The 24,306-nt window shown below is 70.5% G+C and carries 16 protein-coding genes, 2 tRNA genes and 1 pseudogene; 9 read left to right on the top strand and 10 right to left on the bottom strand.

All coding sequences use genetic code 11. The annotated features are described in order from the left end of the window. Together ENSA5_RS38010 and ENSA5_RS21430 are read left to right on the top strand one after the other, a co-directional pair. Positions 1-1,265, top strand: a pseudogene (locus ENSA5_RS38010) (hypothetical protein); the annotation flags it as partial. A gap of 22 nt (positions 1,266-1,287) precedes the next feature. Beyond that, on the top strand, positions 1,288-2,148 hold the full coding sequence (locus ENSA5_RS21430) for a DUF4097 family beta strand repeat-containing protein (protein ID WP_106393535.1): 861 nt from the start codon (positions 1,288-1,290) through the stop codon (positions 2,146-2,148). 60 nt (positions 2,149-2,208) lie between these two features. Here ENSA5_RS21430 and ENSA5_RS21425 read toward each other — a convergent pair. Next, positions 2,209-2,292 (bottom strand) — tRNA-Leu (locus ENSA5_RS21425). A gap of 60 nt (positions 2,293-2,352) precedes the next feature. Continuing rightward, positions 2,353-3,558 (bottom strand): serine/threonine protein kinase, encoded by a 1,206-nt coding sequence (locus ENSA5_RS21420; protein WP_106393534.1) that lies wholly within the window; start codon positions 3,556-3,558, stop codon positions 2,353-2,355. 233 nt (positions 3,559-3,791) lie between these two features. On the opposite strand from ENSA5_RS21420, the gene ENSA5_RS21415 reads away from it, so the two are divergent. Both ENSA5_RS21415 and ENSA5_RS21410 read left to right on the top strand, forming a co-directional pair. Then, the gene (locus tag ENSA5_RS21415; RefSeq protein WP_106393533.1) at positions 3,792-5,537 is read left to right on the top strand and encodes a serine/threonine protein kinase; all 1,746 of its coding nucleotides are present in this window, start codon (positions 3,792-3,794) and stop codon (positions 5,535-5,537) included. A gap of 75 nt (positions 5,538-5,612) precedes the next feature. Further along, positions 5,613-6,263 carry a YqgE/AlgH family protein gene (locus ENSA5_RS21410; RefSeq protein ID WP_106393532.1) on the top strand — a complete coding sequence of 217 codons (651 nt, stop codon included), beginning with the start codon at positions 5,613-5,615 and terminating at the stop codon, positions 6,261-6,263. A 418-nt stretch (positions 6,264-6,681) separates the two neighbouring features. On the opposite strand, the gene ENSA5_RS21405 is transcribed toward ENSA5_RS21410, so the two are convergent. From ENSA5_RS21405 to ENSA5_RS21395, 3 genes are all read right to left on the bottom strand, one after another. Next, complete coding sequence (locus ENSA5_RS21405) at positions 6,682-8,448, bottom strand: hypothetical protein (protein ID WP_106393531.1); 1,767 nt, start codon at positions 8,446-8,448, stop codon at positions 6,682-6,684. 37 nt (positions 8,449-8,485) lie between these two features. Next, a complete protein-coding gene (locus ENSA5_RS21400) occupies positions 8,486-9,121 on the bottom strand; it encodes an MlaC/ttg2D family ABC transporter substrate-binding protein (protein WP_258182952.1) in 636 nt (211 codons plus the stop codon). A 212-nt stretch (positions 9,122-9,333) separates the two neighbouring features. Then, positions 9,334-10,476 carry a hypothetical protein gene (locus tag ENSA5_RS21395; protein WP_146155952.1) on the bottom strand — a complete coding sequence of 381 codons (1,143 nt, stop codon included), beginning with the start codon at positions 10,474-10,476 and terminating at the stop codon, positions 9,334-9,336. An 88-nt stretch (positions 10,477-10,564) separates the two neighbouring features. On the opposite strand from ENSA5_RS21395, the gene ENSA5_RS21390 reads away from it, so the two are divergent. Then, positions 10,565-10,638 (top strand) — tRNA-Arg (locus ENSA5_RS21390). 67 nt (positions 10,639-10,705) lie between these two features. On the opposite strand, the gene ENSA5_RS21385 is transcribed toward ENSA5_RS21390, so the two are convergent. The 3 genes from ENSA5_RS21385 to lepA form a co-directional block, all read right to left on the bottom strand. Next, positions 10,706-11,455 carry a hypothetical protein gene (locus ENSA5_RS21385; RefSeq protein WP_106393529.1) on the bottom strand — a complete coding sequence of 250 codons (750 nt, stop codon included), beginning with the start codon at positions 11,453-11,455 and terminating at the stop codon, positions 10,706-10,708. Positions 11,456-11,648: 193 nt separating this feature from the next. Beyond that, a complete protein-coding gene (gene lepB / locus ENSA5_RS21380; RefSeq protein ID WP_106393528.1) occupies positions 11,649-14,075 on the bottom strand; it encodes a signal peptidase I in 2,427 nt (808 codons plus the stop codon). Between the two features lie 8 nt (positions 14,076-14,083). Continuing rightward, the gene (gene lepA, locus ENSA5_RS21375; RefSeq protein WP_106393527.1) at positions 14,084-15,925 is read right to left on the bottom strand and encodes a translation elongation factor 4; all 1,842 of its coding nucleotides are present in this window, start codon (positions 15,923-15,925) and stop codon (positions 14,084-14,086) included. Between the two features lie 318 nt (positions 15,926-16,243). Between lepA and ENSA5_RS21370 the strand changes: the two genes are divergently transcribed. After that, the gene (locus ENSA5_RS21370; RefSeq protein WP_181198013.1) at positions 16,244-17,104 is read left to right on the top strand and encodes a hypothetical protein; all 861 of its coding nucleotides are present in this window, start codon (positions 16,244-16,246) and stop codon (positions 17,102-17,104) included. A gap of 268 nt (positions 17,105-17,372) precedes the next feature. Continuing rightward, positions 17,373-17,744 (top strand): hypothetical protein, encoded by a 372-nt coding sequence (locus ENSA5_RS21365; RefSeq protein WP_106393525.1) that lies wholly within the window; start codon positions 17,373-17,375, stop codon positions 17,742-17,744. Between the two features lie 47 nt (positions 17,745-17,791). Here ENSA5_RS21365 and ENSA5_RS38005 read toward each other — a convergent pair whose 3' ends face one another. Further along, positions 17,792-19,075 carry a cytochrome c3 family protein gene (locus ENSA5_RS38005; RefSeq protein WP_181198012.1) on the bottom strand — a complete coding sequence of 428 codons (1,284 nt, stop codon included), beginning with the start codon at positions 19,073-19,075 and terminating at the stop codon, positions 17,792-17,794. Beyond that, the gene (locus ENSA5_RS38000; RefSeq protein WP_181198011.1) at positions 19,072-20,589 is read right to left on the bottom strand and encodes a hypothetical protein; all 1,518 of its coding nucleotides are present in this window, start codon (positions 20,587-20,589) and stop codon (positions 19,072-19,074) included. Before ENSA5_RS38000 ends, ENSA5_RS38005 begins: the two co-directional genes overlap by 4 nt. Before the next feature lie 209 nt (positions 20,590-20,798). Between ENSA5_RS38000 and ENSA5_RS21355 the strand changes: the two genes are divergently transcribed. Both ENSA5_RS21355 and ENSA5_RS21350 read left to right on the top strand, forming a co-directional pair. Beyond that, complete coding sequence (locus ENSA5_RS21355) at positions 20,799-22,673, top strand: hypothetical protein (RefSeq protein ID WP_106393524.1); 1,875 nt, start codon at positions 20,799-20,801, stop codon at positions 22,671-22,673. Positions 22,674-22,683: 10 nt separating this feature from the next. Then, positions 22,684-24,279 (top strand): tetratricopeptide repeat protein, encoded by a 1,596-nt coding sequence (locus ENSA5_RS21350; protein ID WP_181198010.1) that lies wholly within the window; start codon positions 22,684-22,686, stop codon positions 24,277-24,279. Positions 24,280-24,306: the final 27 nt, after the last annotated feature.

Here is a 24,306-nt window from a genome sequence, read left to right as displayed (position 1 = left end):
AGCCTGAGGGGGAAGGGGAGGGGGAGTCACCCGCAGCCGATCCCCCCGCCCAGCCCCCAGGTTCGCTGATCCTCGCGCCCGGCGTGGCCGGCCAGTATGAGCTGCTCGACGACCAGGGCCAGCCCATCGTCGAGGCCTTCGAGCTCGGCGCCGACGAACAGACCGAGCTCTCGCTGCCGACCGGGGTCTACTATCTGCGCGGTCCGGGCGAAGGCGACCCCGCGCCCGTCGTCGTCGCCTCGGGCCTGCGCCTGGTCTGGGACGGCGAGCGCGTGCTCGCGGCCGACCTCTGGGAGGCCGACCAAGCTCGGGTCACAGCCGAGGCCGAGGCCGAGGCCAAAGAAAAAGCCCGCGCCGAGGCCGAGGCCAAAGCCGAGGCCGCCCGCGTCGAACAAGCGCGACAGGATCAGCAACTCGCGCCCCCGGGCGACCCTCCAGCACCTCGCGCCCACGGCCACCGTCACAACTGGCGCGCCTGGGCCAGCCCGCTGGCCTCGACCTTCGTCCCCGGCGTCGGCCAGTTCTTCAACGGCCAGGGCGGCAAGGGCACGGGCCTGCTGTTCGGGACCGTCGGCAGCCTCGTCGGGGCGGCGGCGCTCTACAGCCTCGGCAACGACGGGACCCGCGGGCTCGGGGCCGAGTACGCCCGCCTCGTCGGCTACGGTGTGTTGTCGAGCGCGGCGCCCTTGCTGTGGATCTACGCGATCACCGACGCCTATCGGGTCGCGGTCGACGAGGAGGTCGAGCCCGCCCTCGAGCACAACGTCCGGCTCAGCGTCACCCGCATGATGACCGTGGGCTTTCGCGCCGACACCCGTCGCCCCGGCTTCTACGACGACTGGAGCGTCTCGATCATGGGCCAGGCGACCCGGCGGCTCACGGTCGGGCTGTCGGATCTCTCGGTCAAGCCCGGCGGCCTCGACGGGCCCCAGGTCTGGCAGTTTGGCGGGCGCCTCGACTACCGCGTGTTCGATCGCAAGCGCCTGTGGATCGATCTCGGCGTCGGCTCGATCCTCCAGGTCGCCGTCGGCAGCGAGCGCAGGCCCCTCGACCCGACCCTGGCCTCACCCGGCACGACGACCAAGTTCGGGGCGGTGCCCTACGGCCAGATCGACCTGCGCTACTTCGTGCTCGACCGCGTCTCGCTCGAGCTGATCCCGCGCTTGGCGGTGCCGCTCACGACCCGCTACTACTCGGCCAAGCGCGCCTTGCCGCGCTACGCACCCCAGGCCGAGCTCGGCGTCGGGGTCTCGACCTACTTCTGACCATCACAACCTCGTGATCCCCATGCAGCCCCTGCTCGAGCCCTTCGCCCCCCTGGCGCGCCACGTCATGAACCCGAGGCTTCGGGGCGCGCTGGCTTGCGGACTCGGGGCCGCGCTGCTCGGGGCCTGTGTGTTTGGGTTCCGCGGTGAGGTCGACTTCGCCGACGAGGCCAGCCTCGCGGGCGTCGAGACCGTGCAGCTGCACCTGCCCGCGACCGAGCTCGTGGTCGCCGGGGACGGGGCGCGCAGCTTCGTCGACTGGCAGGGCAGGTGGGTCACCCTCGGCGGCAGCGCCCCCGACGCGCTCACGAGCGCGCACAAGGCCGAGCTGCTCTGGGAGACCTGGGAGCAGGTCGGGCGCCTCTCGGCCTCGCTGCCCGCCGAGATCCGCGACATCACGGCGCTCGACAGCCTCGAGGTCCAGACCGCCAGCTACATCGCCCACGAGATCGTCGGCACCGGCGACGTGTTCGTGACCGGCGTCGACGCCTATGTCTCGGTCGAACTCGACGGCGGCGACGTCCAGATCCTCGGGGGCACCGAGCAGCTCCGGGTCCACACCACGAGGGGCGACGTCGAGCTGAGCACCTCGGCGGCGGTCGATGTCTACAGCGGCTTTGGCCGGGTCACGGTCGACGCCGAGGCCGGCCGCGACATCGAGATCGAGACCACCGGGCAGGTGGTCGTCAACCTCGCCAAGGTCAGCGATCTCGACATCGACATCGAGGGCGCGGGCGCGTTGGTCATCGATCTCGACACGGCCTCGCACGTGGGCGCGGGCAACTACCGCCGCTCGATCGGCCAGGCCAGCGCCGCGCTGCGCGTCCGCTCGCACGGCGGCCGCGTCGAGCTCGGCATGCTCGCGCTCGTCGACGATCCCTGAGCTCCTGGGCTCCGAGGTCGAGGTCGAGAAAAAGGCCCGGGACCTCGCGTCCCGGGCCGATACCAGAGGCCGGACTCGAACCGGCAAGGGGTCACCCCCGGCGGATTTTGAGTCCGCTGCGTCTACCAATTTCGCCACTCTGGCGAGCGGAACGGAGCTTTAACACGAGGCCGAGAGGCCCGCAAGCTCAGGCGCGCGGGTGGGTCAGGCGCGCGGGTAGGTCAGGCGCAGCGTGAAGCCTCCAATGCCGAGCTCGTCACCCGCGCCGATCGCCGCGCGCTGCGAGATCGGCTGGCCGTTGAGGGTGATCGTCCGCCCGCCATCGAGCACGCGCAGCTCGGCCTGCTTGGGCGGCCCCTCCCACTCGAGCAGGGCCCAGGGCTGGTCGTCACCCTCGACGCGCAGGCGGATGTCGAGCCCGGGACCGAAGCCGACCCGGTGGGCGCCCGGCGGGACCATCCGGTACGCGACCCCGCCGCCTGGATCGGTGACCAGCATGGTCGCAACCGGCGCCTGCCCGAGCTCGTGGTGGAGCACCCAGCCGAGCGAATTGGCCAGCACGCCCGCGTCCTTGGGCCGCTCTTCGGGCTTCTTGGCCAGGCAGGTCTCGAGCAGATCGGCGAGGTTCTCGGGCACCTTCACGCAGCTCGCGTGCTCGCGCAGCGGCACGATCGGCTGCTTGACGTGGGCGTTCATCCAGTCGACAGGATCGTCGGCGAGCGCGCGGACGACCTCGCTCCGGGGCCGGTCGGCCCAAAACGGGCAGTGGCCCGAGAGCAGCTCGTAGAGGATGACCCCGAGCGAGTAGACGTCGCTCGCGGTGGTCAGGGTCGACGAGTAGACCTGCTCGGGCGGGGCGTACTGCGGGGTCCCGACCAGCACGTGCTGAGTCGTGACGTTGTCGCCGGCCAGCGCGTTGGCCCCGAACCCTCGGGCCGACGCGAAGTCGATGATCTTGAGGTTGCCGTCGGGCTCGACCCAGAGGTTGCCGGGCTTGAGATCGCGGTGGACGACGCCGCGGGCGTGGACCTCGGCGAGCCCGAGGCAGGCCTGGTGGATCAGCCCGACCGCTTGGGCGGCCGGCATCGGGCGATCGAAGTCGTGCCAGTGATCGAGGCGCGCGCCGTCGAGGCCCTCGAGCACGATGTGCCAGTGATCGTTGGCGCCCATGCCCGAGTCGAACACCCGGATCACGTGGGTGTTGGTCAGCTCCTCGAGGACCGTGATCTCTCGCAGCGCGCGGCGGGCTGTGTCTTCGTCCTGGACCGAGTCGAGCGAGACCCGAACCGCCAGCGGCTGCTCGTAGCCCTCGGCTGTGCACCGATAGACCCAGGATCCGTCGTACTTGCGCGCGACGGAGAGAATCTCGAATTTCTCGTACTTGTCACCGGGGTTGAGCTGAAGGGCCATCGGTGTCGAAGCTAGCGCGGAGGGCGGCCGCCTCACAAGCGTTCAGATCCGAGCTCGCGGACCCATCCCAGGTTCGGGACGGGCGACGCGTTCGTGCACGGGCGGTGAGCGGGCATACGTCGCCGCCTCGTCCTCGGCCCTGCGACAGGGCGGTGACCGGCGCGGTTGAGTTTTTGTGACTCGCTTCGGATACTGGACAGGCGTCTCGATAGCGGGGCGATGACAGGCGGCCCGTGAGCGAATCGGCCAAGCTTCACTCGGACCTCGACGCGCTCGTCGGGGCCGTGCTCCACGATCGCTACGAGGTCCAGTCGCTGCTGGGATCGGGGGGGATGGGCGCGGTGTTCCGGGCCCGCCACACCGGGCTCGAGCGCGACGTGGCGATCAAGGTCCTGCGCCCCGAGCTCGGCCGCGACAGCTCGGTGGCCAAGCGCTTCGAGCGTGAGGCGACCAGCGCCTCGCGCCTCGACCACCCCAACTGTGTGCGCGTGACCGACTTCGGCACGACCGAGGATGGGACGACCTACCTGGTCATGGAGCTGCTCGAGGGCAGCGAGCTCGAGGCCCGGCTCGGGCGCCCGTGGGCCCCCGAGGCGATGATCGAGACCGCCAAGCAGATGCTCTGCGGGCTCGAGCACGCCCACCACTTCGGCATCATTCATCGCGACCTCAAGCCCGAGAACGTGTTTCTCACCACGGACTTCCGCGGCGAGGAGCTCGTGAAGCTCGTCGACTTCGGCATCGCCAAATTGCTCGACGAGCAGGGCGTCGAGAAGCTCACCCGTCAGGGCATCGTGTTTGGGACCCCGCGCTACATGGCCCCCGAGCAGGCCGCGGGCGGCAAGATCGACGCGCGCAGCGATCTCTACGCCGCGGGGCTGATCTTCTACGAGATGCTCGCCGGGCGGCCGCCCTTCGAGGCCGACGAGCCGGCGCAGTTGTTGCGGATGCAGATCATGGCTCCGCCGCCGCCGCTGCCCGAGAGCGTGCCCGCGGCGCTCGCCGGGGTCGTGGACAAGCTGCTCGAGAAGTCCAAGGCAGATCGCTACGCCAGCGCCCGCGAGGTCATCGACGCGCTCGAGACCGCGGCGGCCTCACTGGCCCCAGGGCCTCGCTCGGGCCCGAGCCTCGCGCTCACGCCCGCCCCGGGTTCGTCCAACCAGCCCGCCCGCTCGGGCGTCGCGTGGCAGCCCGCCGCGCAGCCGAGCGCCGCGGTCCGAACCGGCGCAACGATTTCGACCAGCCAGCCCGAGGCGAGCATGCCGTCCGGCGCCGGCTCCTCGATCGCGCGCGGCGCCCCGACCCACGCCTACGCGTCGAGTGGACATCTCGGCGTCGGCCAGCTCTCGACTGGCGCCTACGACAGCCTCGGCGCCAGCGCGGCGGCCAGCCCAATGCCCGCGGATCTGGCCCTCGCGGGTTCGCACGCCGAGGTGGTGGTGACGTCCGTGATGGATCTCGACGGCCCGCCGCCCGAGCGCCGCCTGCGTGTGGGGCTACCGATCGCCATCGTCGCCGCGCTGCTCCTGGTCGCAGCCGCCGTCGGCGGGATCGCCAGCACGCTCGGGGGTGATGACCCCGCTGTGGCCGAAGCCGAGGCGACCAACCAGGCCCTCGCCGACGAAGCAGCGCCTGACGAGCAATCGGCCGCCGAGCCCGCTGGGGTCGTGCCCGGCCCGGTCCGTCCCGAGCCCTTCGACGACCGCGCAAGGGGTCCAAGGCGGGGACCACGACCCACGCCAGAGCCTGACGACGCCGGCGGATCAGGAGGGTCCACAACCGATGACAGCGACGCGAGCACTGTCGACGAGGATCCACGCGAGATCGATCGCAGGCGCAAGGCCGAAGAGAACCAGGCCAACGAGGACAAGAAGCAACACAAGGACCGGAAGAAGCACGAGAAAAAAGCCAAGGGCAAGAGCAAGAGCAAGGGCAAGGGCAAGGCCAAGGGCGAAGGCAAAAACAGCGCGCCCCAGTGATGCACAGCGGGGCGGTGCGAGCGGCCGCCGTGATGGGGTGTGTGCGGCCGCGAGGCGATGAGCTAAGCTGGTCGAGTGACGATCGGGGAACGAAGCGAGCGCGGTCTGGCCCGGCACCTCCTGTGTGCGGTCCCCCAGCTGCTCGACCCCAACTTCCACCGCTCGGTCGTGTTGATGCTCGACCACGGTCAAGAGGGCGCGCTGGGCCTGGTCCTCAACAACCCGATGCCCACGACGATCCACGAGGTCGCGCAGTCGCTAACCCTGGATTGGGCCGGAGATCCAGACGAGTGCGTGCGCCTCGGGGGTCCGGTCGAGCAGATTCGAGGGTGGTTCCTCCACGATCAAGGCCGCTGGGACAGCGACGCCGACCAGCTCGCCGAAGGCCTGTGGCTCACGACCTCGCTCGAGGCAGTGCTCGACGAGCAAAACGATCCGGGCAGGGCTCGAGGCGGGGCTCCGGGCGCGCGCTTCGGCGGCGGCGGCTCGCGCTTCATGTTCTTGCTTGGCTACGCGGGCTGGGCCGGGGGGCAGCTCGAGACCGAGATCGCGGCGGGCAGCTGGGTCGTCGTCCCGATCGTCGAAGAGGGCGAGGACGACGTCGGGGTCGGCGTCGATTTCCTGTTCGACTGCGAGCCCGACCACATGTGGGCGCGAGCGCTGGGCGCGATCGGAGTAGATCCCCAGCGCCTCGTCGGCATGCAGGGCACGCACACACTGCACTGAGGCACGCCCTCGATTTTTCCACGCGTTGCGCGTCCCATGGACGCAGCAAACAAGCGTCTCGAGCACGCGTCTAGAGCCCCCTTTAGGGGGCCACGGATCCCGCTGCGAGGCACATGAGAGCCCACCGAGGGACGAGCGCAGCGAGGAGCGACCGGCCGCGCAGCGGCCGTGCGTGGCAAAGTGCAGGGAGGGGCCAGGGGGGTCATAAAAGCCCGGCCAGGGGGCTCATAGAAGCCCCCTTTAGGGGGCCACGGATCCCGCTGCGAAGCACATGAGGGCCCACCGAGGGACGAGCGCAGCGAGGAGCGACCGGCCGCGCAGCGGCCGTGCGTGGCAAAGTGCAGGGTGCCCAGGGGGGTCATAAAGGCCCGGCCAGGGGGGTCATAAAGGCCCGGCCAGGGGGGGGTCATAGAAAACCCTAGGGCAGGTCGACCCCGGTGCACAGATCCAGCCCCGGCGACTGCAGGTCGATGAGCGCAGCGCGGGGGAGCGCCGAACAGCAGGCATCCTCGACCCGCGGCGCCTGCTTGTCCTCGCCCTCGAGGGCGACGCGCGCGATGAGCTCGGACGGCAGGCCGAAGCAGCAGCTCGTTCGCCCGGGCGTGTTCCCCTCGGCGCCGGGAGACTCGGACTCGCAGGTCGGCGCGGCGAGGCAGCGCGGGCCAGGGTCGAGGCAGCGCACGCGCACGCCGGGGCTCTCGACGGACTCCGTGAAGTCGAGCACCGTCTCGGTGTTGGACAGCAGCGCGCCGCCGACGAGGCCGTCGGGTTGTGCGCCCTCGGGCACCACCTCTCGCCGCAGCGCGATGACCGGCGCCGCGGTCTCGGGGACGATGAGGGTGGGGAGCCAGGCGCTGGTGTCGGGTCCGGTCTGCTCGTCGCCGAGCGCGACCTCCCCGATGACCACGACCGAGGCGCCGACCGAGGCCTCGGGCACAGCCGCGGGTCGATAGGGCCGCCCCTCGTCATGGAACAGATCGCACTGCCGCTCGAGGCCCTTGCGTCGATCACGCAGCCGTGTGCAGGGCGAGTCTCCGCTTGGTTGGTCGAGGCCCTCGAGCAGGCCCAGCGAGCGGATCCGCAGCCGTCGAAGCCCGTCGAGGGCGGGCCAGCCGGGCAGCACGAGCTGACCGGCGTCGGACTCGAAGCAGGCGGGGACGTCGGACTCGGGCAGGATCGCGGCGCAGCTCGGGAGCTGGTCGAGCGGACCGAGCAGCCGCCCGGCGCTGTCTTCGAACAGGACCACCCCCGGCGCGCCCGTGGCCACGACCAGCGTCGCGCTCTCGCCCATGTCGTCGGAGCAGCCCGTCGGGTTCAGGCCGCCCGTCGTCTGCTGGCAGGCGTCGTTGATCCAGCTGACCGTGCACGGCGGCGGCGCGACGCAGGCGTCGACGAGCGCGCGGGTGCTCTCGAACAGCAGATCCTGGTTGTCTTGATTGAGGTTGAAGTCCGACAGCCGGCAGTCGAGGCCCGGGCCGAGCTCGCAGCGGTCGTTGAGCAGCCGACCGAGCAGCCGACCGGGATACTGGAGGCGCACGTAGGCGCGGCCCTGATCGCCGAGCACCGTCTCGGTCCCGGGGTACTCCGAGAAGAACGCGAGCGTCGGCGGCTCGCCCACGAGGTGGCGCAGCTCAACCGAAAAGTCACGCAAGATGTTGCCGCCGATGACCCCGCCGACGCCGACCGGCGTGAGCTCATCGCCCGCGCTCCAGTCCCAGCCGTCGACCTCTGTTCCGGGCGCGTGGACCATCGGCGCGTTGTAGAGGCGAAACGAGGCGGTCGTGCCCGAGAGGATGTCGGGGTCTTCGGGCGCGTCGAGCAGGCCTCCAGCTGCCCGCAGCTCGACGCAGTCCTGGCCGAAGCTGAGGGTCCCGTCGCTGCTCGGCAAGATCGAGAGCGGTGTGCCGCTGTCGATCAAAAAGGGCAGGCAGGCCGACGCCGGGCAGCTATCTGGTGGGCCGTCGCAGAAGCTCTCGCAGCCGCCGACCGGCCCGGGGCAGGAGCCCGGCAACCAGGCGAGGCGGGGCAGGGGAGCCGCGGGGTCCGAGGCGAGCTCGATCGCTCGGCTGAACTGGCCCTCGCCGACGACCGTGGAGTCGCTGCATCCGCCCGCCACGGCGAGCACGGCGCCGAGCCCCGAACCAAACAAGACGAGCGCGGTCCGGGGGCGGAGCGCGCTCGTCATGGGTGCTGGGATCAGGCCGGCGATGCGGCCGAGTTTATCAGGGGTTGGCGTCGAGGGAGCCGAGCTTGGCCTCGAGTTTGCGAATGATGCCGTCGATGCCCTCGGCCTTGGCGATCTTGTTGAACTCGTAGCGGTAGGTCTTGGCCAGGCTCACGCCGTCGGTGATGATGTCGCGGACCTGCCATGCGCCGTCGACCTTGTGCATCACGTAGTCGACGGTGATGCTCTGCTCGCGCCCGTTCTTCTCGATCTTGACCCGGGTCGTGACCTTGTAGATGTTGTTCTTGCCCTCGACCTGACCGACGTACTCGACCGGGTGCTTCTCGGCCTTGCGGATCATCCGCAGGTAGTTCTCGCGGATCAGCCGGGTCAGCAGCGCGTCGAACTCGTCGCAGCGCGAGCCACAGACCCGCGCGTAGTTCTTGGGACCGCCCAGGGCAGAGCTCGAGAGGTAGTCGTAGTCGAGCAACCCATCGACCTTCGCCTGGAGTTTGGCGTCGCTCGCGTTGTCTTTGACCAGCTTCACGACGGCCTCGTGCTTGGCCTTGAACGCCTCGATGGCGCTGTCTTGGGCGGCGGCGACGCTCGGGGTCGCGGTGACGACCGCGACGGCGGCGAGGCCGAGGAGTCCGGTCAGGGAAGCGGTGAACACGCGGGCGCGGAGTCGATTCATCAGAGTTCTCGAGTTGTCGGAGTCTGTCGCGGGGGCCAAGACGACCTCGCCGCCGCCAGTATTCAGCATCCATGGCGGTCGGGGAGGGCGCCCGCGCGTGAGTTGATCCGTCGTATCCTGCATCAGTCGCGGCGCCCGCCTCTAGAATTGCTCTCCAAAAAAGACAAGTTAAATCATTGTGTTGAGCTGACGCTTCGAGGTGAGTTCGAATGTCAGCCGAGCGCGCGCAGGGCAATTGATCCGAGCAGCGCGACGGGCGGTGCTGCGAGCGCGACCCCGGCCGCGATCCCTGCGTAGCCGCGCCGTTTCAGCCTCGAGAGGGGCAGGGCGCCCGCCAGGCGTGCGCGGGCTGCCCGCTCTCGGATGAGTGTGCCCGCGGGCACAACCCACGCACCGATCGCCGCCACGGCCACCGCGACCGAGTATCCGCTCGGCGGATCCGCGCGGGTGGCGGTGTGGACTGCGAGTCCCACGACCAGACCCAGGCGAAGGTAGGGCAGCGCCGTGATCCGCCAAAACTGGATGACGACCAGCCTGAGCCAGGGGTCGGAGATCGCTCGGGCCCACGCCGGGCTGGGCTCCGGCTGCGGCGGACCGGCGAGCGTGCGGGTCGCCTCCGCGAGGCGCGGGACCGCCTCCCAGACTCCGCGGCGATACAGCGCAGGGGCCGCGAGACGAAGAGCGATGGCGATCAGCGCGGGGGTGAGGCCGAGGCCGAGTTGAGTCGAGCTCACCGCGTGGCCGTCGACCCAGCGCTCGAGCGAGAGCTGACCCGGCATCGCCAGCAACACCGCCAAGCCGACGGCGAACGCGGGCGCGTAGAGGTGAACCACCGCCTCGGGCGTGGTCCAGCCGCCGCCGAGGCTGCGCTGGAGCTCGTGGGCCCGGCTGGTCTCGGGGAAGCGCCTGCCGAAGATCGCCGCGCTCGCCGACGCGACCGGCTCGAGCAGCCCCGCGAGCGCGGCAAACCAGCAAAATTCGAGCACCAGCGCCGTATCGGAGCTGATCCCACGCGCGCTCGGCCGCCCGGGGATCGCCAACATGAGCGCCGCCGCGCCGAGCGTGGCCGCGACCAGGAAGGGGGGATGGTGCGAGCGGACCGCGGCTTGCCAGTGACGCGCGGCGCCGATCGGCAGGGGGAGCCAGCGCATCCGCGCGGGCGCGTGGAGAAACGCGAACAGCCGCGCGTGGAGCCCGGACAGCAGCACGAGCGGGCCACCGAGAAACACCAGGCTGCGCTGGGTCGCCGCCGGCTCATCCGCGACCAGGGTCATCAGACCCGACCAGATCGCGGCCGCGAAGGCCGGGATCAACCAGGTCGCAGACAGGGGCCGATCAGGTGGGAGCCGGCGCACGACCCGAATCTACCCAAACTCTTGGCTCTCGCTACGCTTGCGTGTAGAGCCCGAGACGGCCACACTCCGCCTCCGTGTCCAGGCACGCGCGCTCGTAGCTCAGTCGGATAGAGCACAGGTTTCCTAAACCTGGGGCCGCAGGTTCGAATCCTGCCGAGCGCAAAGAAAACCCCAGATCTCCGCGGCCGTCGGCCCCGCTCATGGGTCGCGCGGCGCGCGGAACCTCTGGCTACAGTCGGCGCGCGCCGTCACTCTTGGGCTTGGGCTTGGGCTTGGGCTTGGGCTTGGCCGGATCGCAGGGTTCCTTCGCGCCTTCGACTTCGACTTCGACGTCGCCCATCAGATCGACTGGCTCGGGGGGTGCGATCTTGCCCATGATCTCGTGCTTGGGATTGGGCATCGGCGGAGGCTCGACCATCGGCGGAGGCTCGACCATCGGCGCTTCGCCCATGACCAGCAGGGGCTCGGGCGGGGCGATGTCATCCTCGACCTCAAGGATCGGCTCGGGCGGCTCGGGATCGATGGCGATCGTCCCGATGAGCTCGGCCTCGGGTTCGGGCTCGGGTTCCTCGACGGCGGGACAGCTGCCTTGGCCGCGCTCGGCGGCGAAGCTCCACGGGCCGACCTCGTACACGCAGCGATCGTGCTGGATCTCGTCGGGCTCGCTATCTGAACAGCCGGTTAGCATGGCGAGGGTCATGCCAGCGGCGGCGAGGGTCGCGCGCCACACGCTCGGCGCGGGCGCGAGCTCCGGGACGAACTTGATGTTGCCAGCGCCGTCGGCCTTGTAGCGGACGCAGACTCGGCCCTTGGCGCTCTGTTCGGCCAGGACCTTCCGGGCCTTGCGCTCGGTCATCGCCGACAGGTCATGGACGTGCTTCGTGCACATCTCGCAAAAGCGACGACCGTCACCCTCGCGACTCATCGCGTCCCAGTTCTCGTGGCAGGGGTCTTGAATCGGCAGGCGAAAGCGGCTCATGGGTCCAGCAACGAGAGCAGGTCGAGATCATCTTACGCCATATTTTACTTTACATAATCTACCTTATCGGACTTTTATCTGAGGGCCGGAGACGAGGGACATCCACCAGAACCCGGCCCAGCCCGGCTTCCAGCCCATCCCACAGCCGATCTCGCGGCCAACCTCGCAACCAGCCTCGCAACCAGTTGGGCGCTCAGTCGATCTTCTTCCAGAACCGACTCGTCGGCCACCAGATGACCTCGGCGCGACCCTTGACGTTGCCGCGCGGCACGAAGGGTCGCGGACGACTGACGCTCTTTTGGACGAAGTTCTCGGGATCGCGGCCCTTCTCGCTCACGCGATCGGCCAGCGCCCGCGCGGTCGCGCGGTCTGGACACAGGCCCGGCCGACACGCGAGCTCGACGAGCAGATCGGACTCTGGGACCGTGAACAAGAACGTGTGGCCGTTGGCCGTGTCCGCATACCACGCGACCGGCCCCAGCCCCTCGACGGCCTCGGCGTTGGACAACTCCTGCTGACGAGCGCTTATCGCGCCGTCGAGCCCGCCCTCGGGCGCGAGCTCGACCTCGATGTTGATCGAGTGGCTGTCGTCGAGGACCACGCCGACGACGGACAGGTGGTCCCAATAGTAGGCGTTGCGCGGCTCGACCGGCACTTCGGGGAGCTTGCCAACCTCGGCCTGGCCGAGCAGCTCGGGCAGCCGCTCGCGCTCCTTGGCGACGATCGGAAAGCGCGAGGCGACATCGGTTGCGAGCGCGACGGCGTCTGCCTGGGTCTTGCACCGCTTGGGCCCACACGCGAGGACCGAGAGCAGCTCGTAGGTCTCGTCGGTGTGGACGATCGTCCACACGCCCTCGCGCTCGACCACCCACGCGTCGGGGCCGAGATCGGTGACCGCGGCGCGCTCGGCGAGCTCGAGCTCGTAGCGCTCGTGCATCGTCTGGCCGAGCGGCCCGGCCCCAAGCTCGGCCAGCGCGGCGTCGCGCAGGACGGCGAGGCCCTCGTGCGGGGCCCGCCAGGCCCGAATGTGGACCCCCGTCTGCTCGGGCCCGAAGCGACGCTCGAGGAAGCGCGCCTCGGCCTGGCCCCGCCCCGGATAGGTCTTGGCCCGGCCGTACTCGTAGCTGAGCAGCTCGCGGGCGTCGAAGTCGGGGTTGGCCTCGAAGGACTTGAGCACGGTCGCGGCCCGCGAGGCCATGTCCGACGGCCGGTCGCAGCGCTTGGTCCCGCAGTGGAGCCTGAACACGACGTCGGTGTCGGGGGCCTGGAAGATCAGCTCCGAGGTCGGCTCCTCGCGGACGTAGCGCATCTCGCCGAGCTTGGCCCCGAAGCTGGCGAGGTGCGGCTCGACCCGGTCCTTGCCCGTCAGCGACTCGAACGTGGTCGTGCCGTTGGCGCCGTAGTGGTGCGCGAGGCTCTCGTAGATCGCCCGCGCGTCGATCGGCGGCGAGCGCCAGGCCTCGAGGACCAGGCCGCGCGCGGGCTCGCTGCGCTCGGCCAGGTAGCGGGCGCTGTCGCGGCTGCCGTCGTCGTTGGCCTGAATGACGTGGCCCTCGTCGTGGAGCTCGAGGCGCTCGTGCTCGACCTTGGTCAGGTCGCGGATGTCGGGTCGTGACAGCAGCCCCGCGGCGGTGACCCGGTCTGCGGTCACCGTCCACGCGAGCGAGTCATGGGAGGCGTTGCGGTTGTCGCCCATGACCAGGAGGTGGCCCTCGGGGACCAGGAAGGTCCGCATGCTCGGGTCGGTGGTCCGCAGATCGTCGCGGTAGCGGACCTCGTAGCTGTGCTCGTCGAGGGTCTCGCGGTAGACGCTGCAGTTCTCGATGGCCTGGGTCGAATTCTCGGCCTGGCAGCTCTTGTCGAGCAGCTTCTCGCGCGCGACCTTCTCGAAGCGCTCGCTGCCCGCGCGCTTGAGCTCGAGCTTGCGGCGGTCGCTGTTGACCCGGATCGTGTCGCCCGGGAGCCCGATGACGCGCTTGATGAAGTCGTCGGACTCGTCGAGCGGAAAGCGAAACACGATCACGTCGCCGCGCTCGATCCCGGAGATCCAGTCTTCGCCGACGATCCTGGTCGTCAGCGGGATCTGGACGCCGTAGGCGAACTTGTTGACGAAGATGTGATCGCCCGCGCGCAGGGTCGGCATCATGCTGCCGCTGGGGATCTTGAACGGCTCGTAGATGCACGAGCGGACCGCGAGCGCGACGACCACGGCGATCGCTATGTTCTCGATCGTGTCCCGCAGCGCGCTCTTGCGCGCGAACGAGGCGTACTGGTGCAGGAGCTCGTCGAGGTGCTCGGCCTGATCCTCGAGCTCGGCGAGGTCCTCGTTGGGCCGCTGGCCCCGGAGCCGCTCGATCTCGGCCACGGTCGCCTCGAGCTCCTCGACGATCGAGGGGTCGATGCGCGACCGATGCTTGCGGAGGATCTTCTTGGCCTCGCGGCTGAGCATCCGCGCGCCCGAGCGCACGTGGCCTGCGGACCGCGTCGCGGTCCGCCCCGCGCGCTTGACGTTGGCCCGCGCGGCTCGGCCGGCGATCGCAGACGTGACGCCGGTCTCCCCTTCCTTACCCGGGCCGCTCTCGCCCTCCCCGGTCGCGTCCTGGTTGTCGTTGTCGGCCATCGGCGAGCTTACTGATCGATCTTGAGGATCGCATGGAAGGCGCCCTGTGGGATCTCCACGTTCCCGACCGCCTTCAGACGTTTCTTACCCTTTTTTTGCTTCTCGAGCAGCTTGCGCTTGCGGCTGGCGTCGCCGCCGTAGCACTTGGCGAGGACGTTCTTGCGCAGGGCCTTGACCGTCGTTCGGGCGATGACCCGCCCACCGATCGCGGCCTGAATCGCAACCTCGAACTGCTGGCGCGGAATTTCTTCTTTCATCTTGACGCACAGATCGCGGCCGCGCAGGAACGAGTTGTCGCGGTGGGTGATCAGCGACAAGGCGTCGACCTTCTCGCCGTTGACGAGCAGATCGAGGCGCACGAGGTCGGCCTGGCGATACTCGCCGTGCTCGTAGTCGAGGCTGGCGTAGCCGCGCGAGATGCTCTTGAGCCGGTCGTAGAAGCCGAACACGACCTCGGCGAGGGGCAGCTCGTAGGTCAGCTGGACCCGGGTCTCGGTCATGTAGGTCAGATCTTGCTGGATCCCGCGGCGCTCCTGACACAGCTTCATGACCGGGCCGAGGTGCTCCTCGGGCAGCTGGATGCGGCCGATGATCATCGGCTCCTCGATCGTCTCGATGTCGCCGGCCTCGGGGAAGCGCGCGGGGTTGTCGATGATCTCGACGTCGCCGCCACGGTGCGTGACCCGGTACTTGACGCTCGGCGCGGTGGTGATGAGGTCGAGGTTGTACTCGCGCTCGAGCCGCTCCTGGATGATCTCCATGTGCAGGAGGCCGAGGAAGCCGAGGCGAAAGCCAAACCCGAGCGCGTCGGAGGTCTCGGGCTCCCAGGTCACGCTGGCGTCGTTGAGCGTGAGCTTGCCGAGGGCATCGCGCAGATCTGCGTACTGGTTGCTGTCGGTCGGGAACACCCCGGCGAACACCATCTGCTGGACCTCCTTGAAGCCCGGCAGCGGCTCGCAGTGCGTGTCCTCGGCGAGCACGATCGTGTCGCCGACCTTGGAGTCAGCGACCTCCTTGACGTTGCAGATCAAGAACCCGACCTCGCCGGCCTCGAGCTTGGTGAGCTTGAGGGGCTCGGGCGCGAACACGCCGACCTCGAGCACGTCGAAGACCTTGTTCGTGGCCATGAACCGGACCTCGCGCTTGGGCACGAGGGTCCCGGACATGACCCGGACCAGCGAGATCACGCCGCGGTAGGTGTCCCACCACGAGTCGATGACCAGGGCCTGGAGCGGGCCTTCGGGGTCGGCCCGCGGCGGCGGCACGTAGGTGACGATGGCCTCGAGCAGCTCGTCGATCCCCTGCCCTGTCTTGGCGCTGACGGCGATCGCCTGGCTCGCGTCGAGCCCGACCATCTCCTCGATCTCGTTCTTGGCGGCCTCGATGTCGGCGCTCGGGAGGTCGATCTTGTTGATGACCGGGATGATCTCGAGGTTGGCGTCGAGCGCGAGGTAGACGTTGGCGAGGGTCTGGGCCTCGACGCCCTGGGCCGCGTCGACGACGAGCAGGGCCCCGTCGCAGGCCGCGAGCGAGCGCGAGACCTCGTAGTTGAAGTCGACGTGTCCGGGCGTGTCGATGAGGTCGAGCTGGTAGACCTCGCCGTCGTCCGCCCGGTAGTTCATGCGCACGGCCTGGGCCTTGATCGTGATGCCGCGCTCGCGCTCGATGTCCATGCGATCGAGGTACTGGGCGGTCTTGTCACGCTCGCCAATCAGGCCGGTCTCCTCCATCAGGCGATCGGCCAGGGTGCTCTTGCCGTGGTCGATGTGCGCGATGATGCAGAAGCTGCGAATGTGCTCGCGGACCGGGGGCTTCGCGGCGTCACCGGCGGGCTTGGGGGTGCTGGTCATGGGAATCCGCGGCTGCGGATACCATATAGGCCCTCCGCAGGCACCCATGACCTTGCCACGCACGGCCGCTGCGCGGCGCCCTGAAGGGGGCTCGAGCTCTCCGGTGCATAGGTCACGCTTGGCGGGGAGATCGAGCGCGGCCGGCGCCTTCCCCGTGGTGGCCACGATCAGTCGGGGCCGTGAGGCGGTGGATGTCCGGCAGGCGGGGAGCCTTCACGGGGGGTGTGGAGGGCGCATGTGCTTGCTCGGTGGAGGTCGCCAGCCTAACCTTGCGCCACGGTGGGGACTCGAATTCATGGTCGCGCGGGGGTTGCCTGCGTGTTGGTCTCGGCGCTCGCGCTGACCTTCGCGGCGGGCTGCAAGAACAAGGGGAACAAGGGCGAGACCGAGGACCCCGATGGCGCGAGCGCGTCGACCGACGACGCCAGCCCCGATCCCGGGACCCGCGCGGGCGAGGGCGAGCCCGACGGGCCCGGTCGCAGCCGCAACGCCAAAGATCTCAAGTACCTGACCGTCGACGGCGATCGCTGTGATCGCAGCAACAAGCGTGAGCACCAGGTCGACGTCAACCAAGACGGCTACGCCGATCTCGTCACCCTCTACGCGACCGACGCAGGCGGTGAGAAGCTCGCGTGCAAGCAGGCCGATCTCAACTTCGACGGCCGGCTCGACGCCTTCATCCATTACGCCCCCAGCGGCGAGGTCAGCCGCGAGCAGTACGACACCGACTTCGACGGCCGCATCGACATGGGCCGCTACTACGAGATGGGCAAGCTCACCCGCGACGAGCTCGATCTCAACCAAGATGGCTTCGCGGACTCGTGGCGGATCTACGACGACGGGCGCCTCGTCCGGGTCGAGACCGATCGCGACGCCGACGGGCGCGCCGACATGTTCACCTACTACGTCGGCAAGCAGATCGATCGCATCGGCTACGACGTCAACGGCGACGGCAAGGTCGACACCTGGGATCACGACGCGGCCCGCCGTGCCCGCCTCGCGCAGGCCAAGCGCAAGGGCGCCGAGGACCAAAAGCCCGAAGAAGAGGTCTACGTCGACGAGGACGAGGCCGAGGCCGAAGACGCCAAGGGCAGCAAGGGCAAGGGCAAGGGCGCGCAGAAGCCCAAACAACAAAAGCCCAAGCCGAAAGAGCCCAAGCAGCAGGCGCCCACGGGCTGAGAGAGCTCCTGGGGGCCCCTCCCCTCGGCGCTCCACTCGAGTTCGGGGGTGGGTTCGGACATGGGCTCGGGGGTGGGTTCGGGCGTCGTCGACACGATTCGACGCTGGGCCTCCAGGGTTTCGCCGAGCCCAGGCAAAAAAACACGGGCAGCCCGGGCGGGAGCGAGTCCCCGGCGAGCTTGCACACACCGCGCAGCTGCGCGCGGGTCCGGCTTTGGCCAAGTTGACTGCTGTCAGCGCCGAGGCGACGCGGTAGAGTCAGGCGGACATGAGCAACGAAGAGCCCGAAGTCGACCCGCTCGGCGAGGACGACCGCGACGAAGGCGAGATCGACGACTTCGGCGCGCCCTTCGAGTCGCGCTCGTTCGGCGGCGAGTTCGTGTGGGCCAAGGCCGAGGGCTACACGTGCAAGATCCTTCGGGTCCGGGCGGGCGAGAAGGTGCTGGTCTCGACCCGCGGGCGCAAGGACATGATCGTGATGCTGACCGGTGGTCGCGCGATCCTCGAGGTCCTCGAAGGCGACGACATCGACCGGGTCGAGATGCTGCCCGCGGCGCCGATCCACGTCCACCCCGAGCGCGAGCATCGGCTGGTCGCGATGACCGACGTCGAGATGTTCACGGTCTACTCGCCCGAGTAGGCCGCGGGCCCGCGTGAGCGTGGCGCGTTGCGAGCGAGCTCGAGCTCTCAGAGGCACTCGAGGGCGATGTCGCCGGGCGCGTGGCACTTGAGACAGACCCGGCGGTTGCGGCTCTCGAGCGCCGAGCAGCGAGCCGAGCCCGCGAAGCCCGGACCGTGGGGGCTGGCGTTGAGGCCGGGGCTCGCGGCGCCGGTCGTCGCGTGACAGGCGAGGCAGGCGTCCTCGGTGTGGCAGCTGGCGCAGGTCGAGATGTTGCGCTGGGCCGGGAGCGCGTGGCCCTGGGGGCTGCCGGGCGGGCCGCTCCACGCCGCGGGGTGAAAGCGCAGCGGCGAGCCGACCCCAAACGCGGCCTCTTCCCCCTCGGAGGTCACGCCCATGCGCAGGTGGCAGCCGCGACACTCGGTCTGCAGGCGGTGACAGCTCGAGCAGTCCTGGGTGTTCGCGCGCGCGTCGATCGCGTGGCTGGTCAGGTAGTCGCCGGCGTGCAGGCGCATCGGCCGGATCGGCCCGGCGTGGCAGTCGGCGCAGAAGTTGTCGTCGTGGCAGCTCGCGCACAGCTCGGGGTCGGCCTTGGCGATCCCGACGTGATCGCGGACGAAGGCGAGGTCGTGCGTGGCCCCGCGCGCGCTCGGGCCCTTGGGCAGGAGCTTGGGCGCGCTCGCGTCGTCGCCGATCGCGGTGAGCAGGCGCCCGTCCTTGCCGCTCGGGTGGCAGGTGCTGCACTTGTCGCTGGCCTGTTGGCCGTCGTGACAGGTCAGGCAGGTGGCCTCCTTGGGCAGCTGGGCGATCGTCGCGCGCCCGACCTTGGTCATGTCGCCGTGGCAGGTGGCGCAGTCGGCCCCGCGGTCGAGGTGGGCCTGGTGCGAGAAGTTGAGGTTGGGCCGGGGAAAGATCGAGGTCGCGGTCACGCGCTGATCCTCGACGTGGGTGTGGCACTCGGCGCAGCGCGGGGTCTCGCCCTCGGCCACGCGGGGGTGCTGATCGCCGTGGCAGGCGTCGCAGGCCTCGCCGGTCGGGAGGTCGTTTTGCGACGAGAGCTGGCTGCGATCGATGCGCTGGTGGCACTGCTTGCAGTGCATGCCCTCGGCGAGGTGCACGGCGTGATCCATGCGCACGCGGATGTCCTGCTGGGGGTAGACGGGCCCGCCCGGTCGGCGCGGACCCTCGCTGCGCGCGACGGTCGCGGGCGGCTCGCTGATCGGCTGCTTGGGCCCGAGGGTCCAGGCGAGGGTCGGCGCGGCGAGGCCGAGCACGAACGCGAGCACCAGCAAGGTGGCGACCGGGGCCCCGAGCCAGGCCCCGGGCGGCGGCGCGCGGTGAGTCGCGCTCACGAGCCACGCCTCCCCGCGCGAAAGCTCCAGTCGACGGACAAGTTCGCGAGCCCGCGGAAGGCGTGGACGAGGAAGGGCGTGAGCAGCTCCTCGGCGAGCAGCGTCAGGTGGACGCCGTCCCACAGCTTGAAGTCGGCGCCGGCCTGAAACGACAGGCCGTAGCCCTGGCGCTCGGGCACCTGATCGTCGACGTAGCGGGTGAAGTAGCTGCGCAAGTCGATGCCGATGCGGTCGTTGAGCACCCGGACCTGGCTGTCGACGCTGCCGCCCGCGCGCAGGCCCCCCTCCCCGCCCTGGACGAAGGCGTCGGTCCGGACCGAGAAGCGCTTGCGCTGCCACAACGCCGCGAGCGCCCCACCCCAGCCGAGCGCGAGCCGAGACTCGGGCTCGACGCCGAGCGCGGCGGTCGGCTCGTTTCGGAAGATCCGCGTGCTCCCGCGCCCGAGCAAGGTCCAGCCGCCGCCGGCCTGGACCTGGTAGCTCAGGCGGACATCCTCGAAGGGCTGGAGCGTGAACAGGTTGAAGATCGAGTCGAGGTCGAAGCTCGGGATCGTGCGCAGGTACTGAGCCCGGATCGCGTGGCGCTCCGAGACCGCCACGCCGAAGCCGGCCGAGAGATCGTCGAGGCGCAGGGTCCCGAGGTTGAAGCGCGCGGCCGCGAAGGGCGAGAACACGCCCTTGGCCAGGCTCATGTTCAAGGTCGCCGAGACCAGCTCCTGGTCGACGCCAGCGATCACGCCCTCGTTGACCGAGCCGTCCGGGGCGCCGGTCGGCTCGAGGATGTTGCGGTTGATCCCGGCCGGCGTGAAGGTGCGGCGATAGGCCACGCGCGCGTGGATCCAGCGCAATTCGCTGAGCGAGATCGCGGCGCCCATCATCGGAGACCCGGCCCGATCGGCGGGCTCGTTGCCGGAGGTCCCGTCGAGCTCCCAGGTCGGCCAGCCGAACACGTGGGCGCCGTTGACCTGGAGGCCGCCGAAGACCTCGACGGCGAGGTGCGCGGGGGTGTTGGCCCGGGCCCAGCCGCCGTCGAAGGCGTACCAGTCGAGGCCGCTGGTCTCGAACTGGCGCCCCGCCCTGAAGTCGAAGAAGCCGCCGAGGCGGCGGCCCTGGAGGTAGCCGTACATCAGGTCGATCTGGCGTCCGTCGATGCTGTTGAGCACCGGCCCGGAGTCGAGGCCAGCGTCGCGGAGGAAGTCGCCGAAGTCCTGACGCACGCGCATCGACGCGACGATCTCGAGCTGGCCGTCCTCGTCCTCGCGCCGCCACTGATCGACCTCGCGGGGCGGCAGGAGCTCGTAGACCCCGAGGTTCAAGTACTGGACCAGGCGCGTGCGCCGAAGCAGGCGCGGCTCGGGCCCGGGGGCGACGACGACGTAGCTCTCGCCGATCGTGCGGGCGCCGATCCGAACCTCGGTCGCCGCGGCGACACGCGGGACAAACCCCACGCACGCGCCCAGGACCAGGCAACGCCAGGCCTTGGCCAGAGCTGGCTGTGCCGCCCGCAGGACCATCCGTACCCCGCATGCTAAACCTTTTTGGCCCCCGCAGGCGCCCGCAACTTCGCAACGCAGGGCCGCAGGCGGCCGCTCGCCCCGTCCTCGCTCGGTGGGCGCTCCTTTCCACGAACTTTCCCGATCTGCCCATGTCGGACCCGACCGTGCCTGCCCGCGCCCCGTGTGTCTTTGCTGTCAGCTCCCGGTGGCTGACGGCCCTGTTCCTCATGACGAGCAGCGCGTGCGTCGGGCGCGGGGAGCGAACGACGGCGCCGCAGCAGGAGCTGCTCGCGGCCGGGTGGATCGACGGCGAGACCGTCGGCGCGGCGGCGGTAGACGACGCCGAGCGGCTCGCGGTGCTGGCCGAGGCCGGGCTCCGCGGTCGGGTCCTGCGCCTGGATCGCCTCTTGGATCTCTACGACGGCGCGCGCTTCGGTCGCGACAAGGACGCGCGGGAGAGCTTGTGGCTCAGCCTCGGCGGCTACTCGAGCACCCGGGGGATCGACGCCAGCCGCGAGGTCGTCCTGCGCCTGCTCGACGAGGCCTACGCCCTCGAGGATCTCGCCCTCGCGCAGCCCGAGGCGCTGACCGAGGCCGAGCACCGCTTCGTGGCCGACGCGATCATGCTCCTGAGCACCGACATGTTCCTGCCCGACTCGGCCGAGTCGCTGATCACCGCGACCTTGGCCTATCGGGTGCTCGCCGAGGACGGGCACCCGCGCGTGGCCGACAACGCCCACTGGCGCCTCTATGACCACGTCCGCGGAGTGCTCGCGGGCGCGGTGGAGATCGGCCCGGAGCTGCGCCCGGACGTGCTGATCCACGCGCTCTACGCCGAGCGCGAAGATCTCTCGGCCTGGCTCGAGGATCTCGCGCCCCACGCCCGCCCGCCGCTGCCGAGCCCGAGCGAGCTGTGGTCCCTGCTCGAGCGTCACCGCGACGCCCTCGCCGAGCTCCCGCGCTGGCGGCCAGTGCTCGCGGCTCGGGCCCCGCGCGAGGCCGAGCTCCACGACACGGTCATGGCGCTGCTGCCCCGGCCCCGCGATCCCGGCTGGGTGCTGGCGGAGCTGCCCCAGGGCACGGGTCAGCACGAGAGCCTCGCGCCCGTGGCCTTGCTCGAGCCCGGCTCGCTCCGGCTCGAACCAAGCTCGACAAAGCCGCGGGAGTTCGGGCCGCGCGATCCGGAGGTCGTCGCCGCGGTCGAAGGGCTGCTCGCCCGCGATGGTCGAGGGACGATGCTGCTGGCGTCCGCGCCGGACGTGCCGGCGCCCGAGTACGCGGCGACGCTGCAGGCGCTGGTCGCAGCCCGCGCCGCGGTGATCGAGCTCGCGGTCCACGAGCCGGCCCTGGCTCGCGATCAGAGCGACGGTGGCGGCAGCGACAAGGTCGTGGTCGCGCTGCCGCTCTACGTCGCGCGGGCGGACGACCTCGGCGCGGGTGCCCGGGCCCTGCGTGACAGCCGGATCCACGTCCAGCTCAGCGGTCGTGGGCCGCGCGTCCGCGTCGACGGGCGCTGGCTGAGCGCGGCCCCGGCCCTGCCCAGTGATCTGTTGGGTCTGGTCCAGGATCTGCGCCGCGCCTACCCCCGCGAGCACACCGTCAGCCTCGCGCTGGCCGACAACATCCGCCACCAGCAACTCGTCGATCTGCTCGCGACGCTCTCGGGCGGGATCACGCCCTCGTTTTTGGCCGTCGGGTGGCTCCCCGACGCGAAGATCGACGCCGAGATGTCCGCCGATCCTGAGCTCGATCGCGCGCTCGGCCTCCGGATCGGGCTAGGCGCCGAGTCCCTCGCGGTCAGCCGCACGGGCGCCGAGGCGCTGCCAGCTGACGAGTGGGCCCGCGTCGTCCAGGCGACCGACGCGATCCTCAGCTGCGTCCCGGAGCTCGAGACGGCGCTGCCCAAAGCCGGCGTCACGCTGACGCTGTCCTTCGACGCGCGCAAGCTGGTCAGGGTCGAGGCCGACGGACGCCGGGTCGCGCGCGAGCGCCTCGACGCCTACGAAGGCTGCGCCCGGGATGGCCTCGTCGGGTTCCAGCTGCGCGAGCACGAGGCCCCGTTCACGACCTCGCTCGTCGTCCGCGCGCGCGCGAGCGAGTAGGCTCGCACCCGTGGGGACGACGAGCGAGCACGACCTGACCCGCTTCGCCGCGCGCGGGCCGAGGGCGGTGGCCCTGTGGGCGGGCCTGGTCGCGCTCACGAGCGCGTGTCGAAGCGACGATCCTGCCCCCGCCAAGACCCCGATCCGGCGCGCGCCCGAGGTCGCCCAGGGCCGCCCGACACCCGAGCCCGAGCTGCCCGAGGTCGCGGAGCTCGATCTCGAGGTCACGCTTCGGGCCTCGCAGACGCGCGTCGGTGAGGCCGTGCGTGTCCACGTGTCGCTGTGGCGCGCGGCGGCGGGCTCGGGCGAGGTCCTGACCCCGACGCTGAGCATCGAGGGTCCGGCCGAGGCCGAGGCCGTCGGACGCGAGCTGCTCGAGGCCCGCGGCGAGCTCCTGCGCGAGCGCTTCGATTTTCGCGTCGAGCCGAGCGCCCCGGGAGCTGCCACGATCACGGTCGCCATCCCCGGTCGCCCGGAGCGACGCGAGCTGGAGCTCGAGATCCGCGCGGCGCTGGCCAAGGCCGAGCTCGCGGCCCTCATGCGGACCCACGGTGGCCAGCTCGAGCGCGGCCGCTCGCTCGCGCGTCAGGGCGACTACCGCCGGGCGATCGAGGTCTTTCGCGTCGCCCTCGACGAGCGCCCGGACGAGCCCGGCCTCCTCGGCGAGCTGGGCTGGGCCGCGTTCTTGGCCGATCAGCACAACCTCGCGCGACGGGCGACCCGCGAGGCCCTGCGGCTCGAGTCCAACCCCGACAAGCGCGGGTCCCTGCTCTACAACCTCGGGCGCGTCGCCGAGGCGCTCGGGCGTGACGACGAGGCCCGCGTGGCCTATCGCCGCTCGCTCGCGGCCCGCCCGAGCTCGGACATCGTCAGCGCGCGGCTCGCCGCGCTCGAGGCTCGACGCCCGCGCGCCTCGCTGTGCGTGGGTCCCCCCTGTCCCCTGGCCGAGGCGGTGACCGCCTTCGCCGCGTGTGAGCTGATCGAGGAGGAGAGCTGCGCGCTGTTCGAGTCCCCGGGTCACTGCCGCTGCTCGCTCGACCCGCTCGAGGCCCTGGGCCCCTGGCGACTCTTGACCCTCGTCGACCCGGGCGGCGAGCTGGGTGTCGGCCACGTCTACGTGCTCCTGTTCGAGATCGACGATCCGGAGGCCGACGAGCCCCGCTACCACCTCTTCCCTCCCCTGCTCGCGTCGCGGGCCCTGGGGGCGTTTCGCGGCGGCATCGAGTCCGCCAACCTGATCCCGGGTGCCGACACCGAGCTCCTTCGCGTTGACTTCGCCGGTCAGATCGAGCGAGGTGCCGGCTCCGACGGCTCGGACGGCTCCGACGCTCCGCAGCTGCGCGCCCGGGCGTGGACGCTGCTGTGCGCCGAGGGCAAGGAGCGGCCGACCTGCGCGGCCCCGCTGCTGACCGAGTACGAGACCGACTCGGGCGCCTCGTTTGTCGCGCCGGTCACGATCGAGAGCGGGCGCGTGGTCCAGATCGTCGAGGCGGGCGTGGCCCCAGACCCGGCCGCGCTGGCCCGAGACTTCCCCGGCCGTGGCGTCCAAGTGCTCGGTAGGCCCCGTCAGATCGACGAGCTCCTGGCCCCGCCCGGGCCCGGGTGACTCGAGCGAGCTCGTACCGCGGGCCCA

This window comes from Enhygromyxa salina, assembly GCF_002994615.1.
Lineage (GTDB): Bacteria > Myxococcota_A > Polyangia > Nannocystales > Nannocystaceae > Plesiocystis > Plesiocystis salina_A.
The sequence above is the reverse complement of the archived record's forward strand: the minus strand, read 5'-3'. Positions and strand labels throughout refer to the sequence as shown.

Bases quoted from the DNA above. Each gene is read 5' to 3' on its own strand.
- ENSA5_RS21385 (WP_106393529.1), bottom strand. From the start codon at position 11,455: ATGAGCCGCTTTCGCCTGCCGATTCAAGACCCCTGCCACGAGAACTGG.
- ENSA5_RS21405 (WP_106393531.1), bottom strand. From the start codon at position 8,448: ATGACGAGCGCGCTCCGCCCCCGGACCGCGCTCGTCTTGTTTGGTTCG.
- ENSA5_RS38000 (WP_181198011.1), bottom strand. From the start codon at position 20,589: ATGGTCCTGCGGGCGGCACAGCCAGCTCTGGCCAAGGCCTGGCGTTGC.
- ENSA5_RS21365 (WP_106393525.1), top strand. From the start codon at position 17,373: ATGAGCAACGAAGAGCCCGAAGTCGACCCGCTCGGCGAGGACGACCGC.
- ENSA5_RS21355 (WP_106393524.1), top strand. From the start codon at position 20,799: ATGACGAGCAGCGCGTGCGTCGGGCGCGGGGAGCGAACGACGGCGCCG.
- lepA (WP_106393527.1), bottom strand. From the start codon at position 15,925: ATGACCAGCACCCCCAAGCCCGCCGGTGACGCCGCGAAGCCCCCGGTC.
- lepB (WP_106393528.1), bottom strand. From the start codon at position 14,075: ATGGCCGACAACGACAACCAGGACGCGACCGGGGAGGGCGAGAGCGGC.
- ENSA5_RS21430 (WP_106393535.1), top strand. From the start codon at position 1,288: ATGCAGCCCCTGCTCGAGCCCTTCGCCCCCCTGGCGCGCCACGTCATG.
- ENSA5_RS21420 (WP_106393534.1), bottom strand. From the start codon at position 3,558: ATGGCCCTTCAGCTCAACCCCGGTGACAAGTACGAGAAATTCGAGATT.
- ENSA5_RS21400 (WP_258182952.1), bottom strand. From the start codon at position 9,121: ATGAATCGACTCCGCGCCCGCGTGTTCACCGCTTCCCTGACCGGACTC.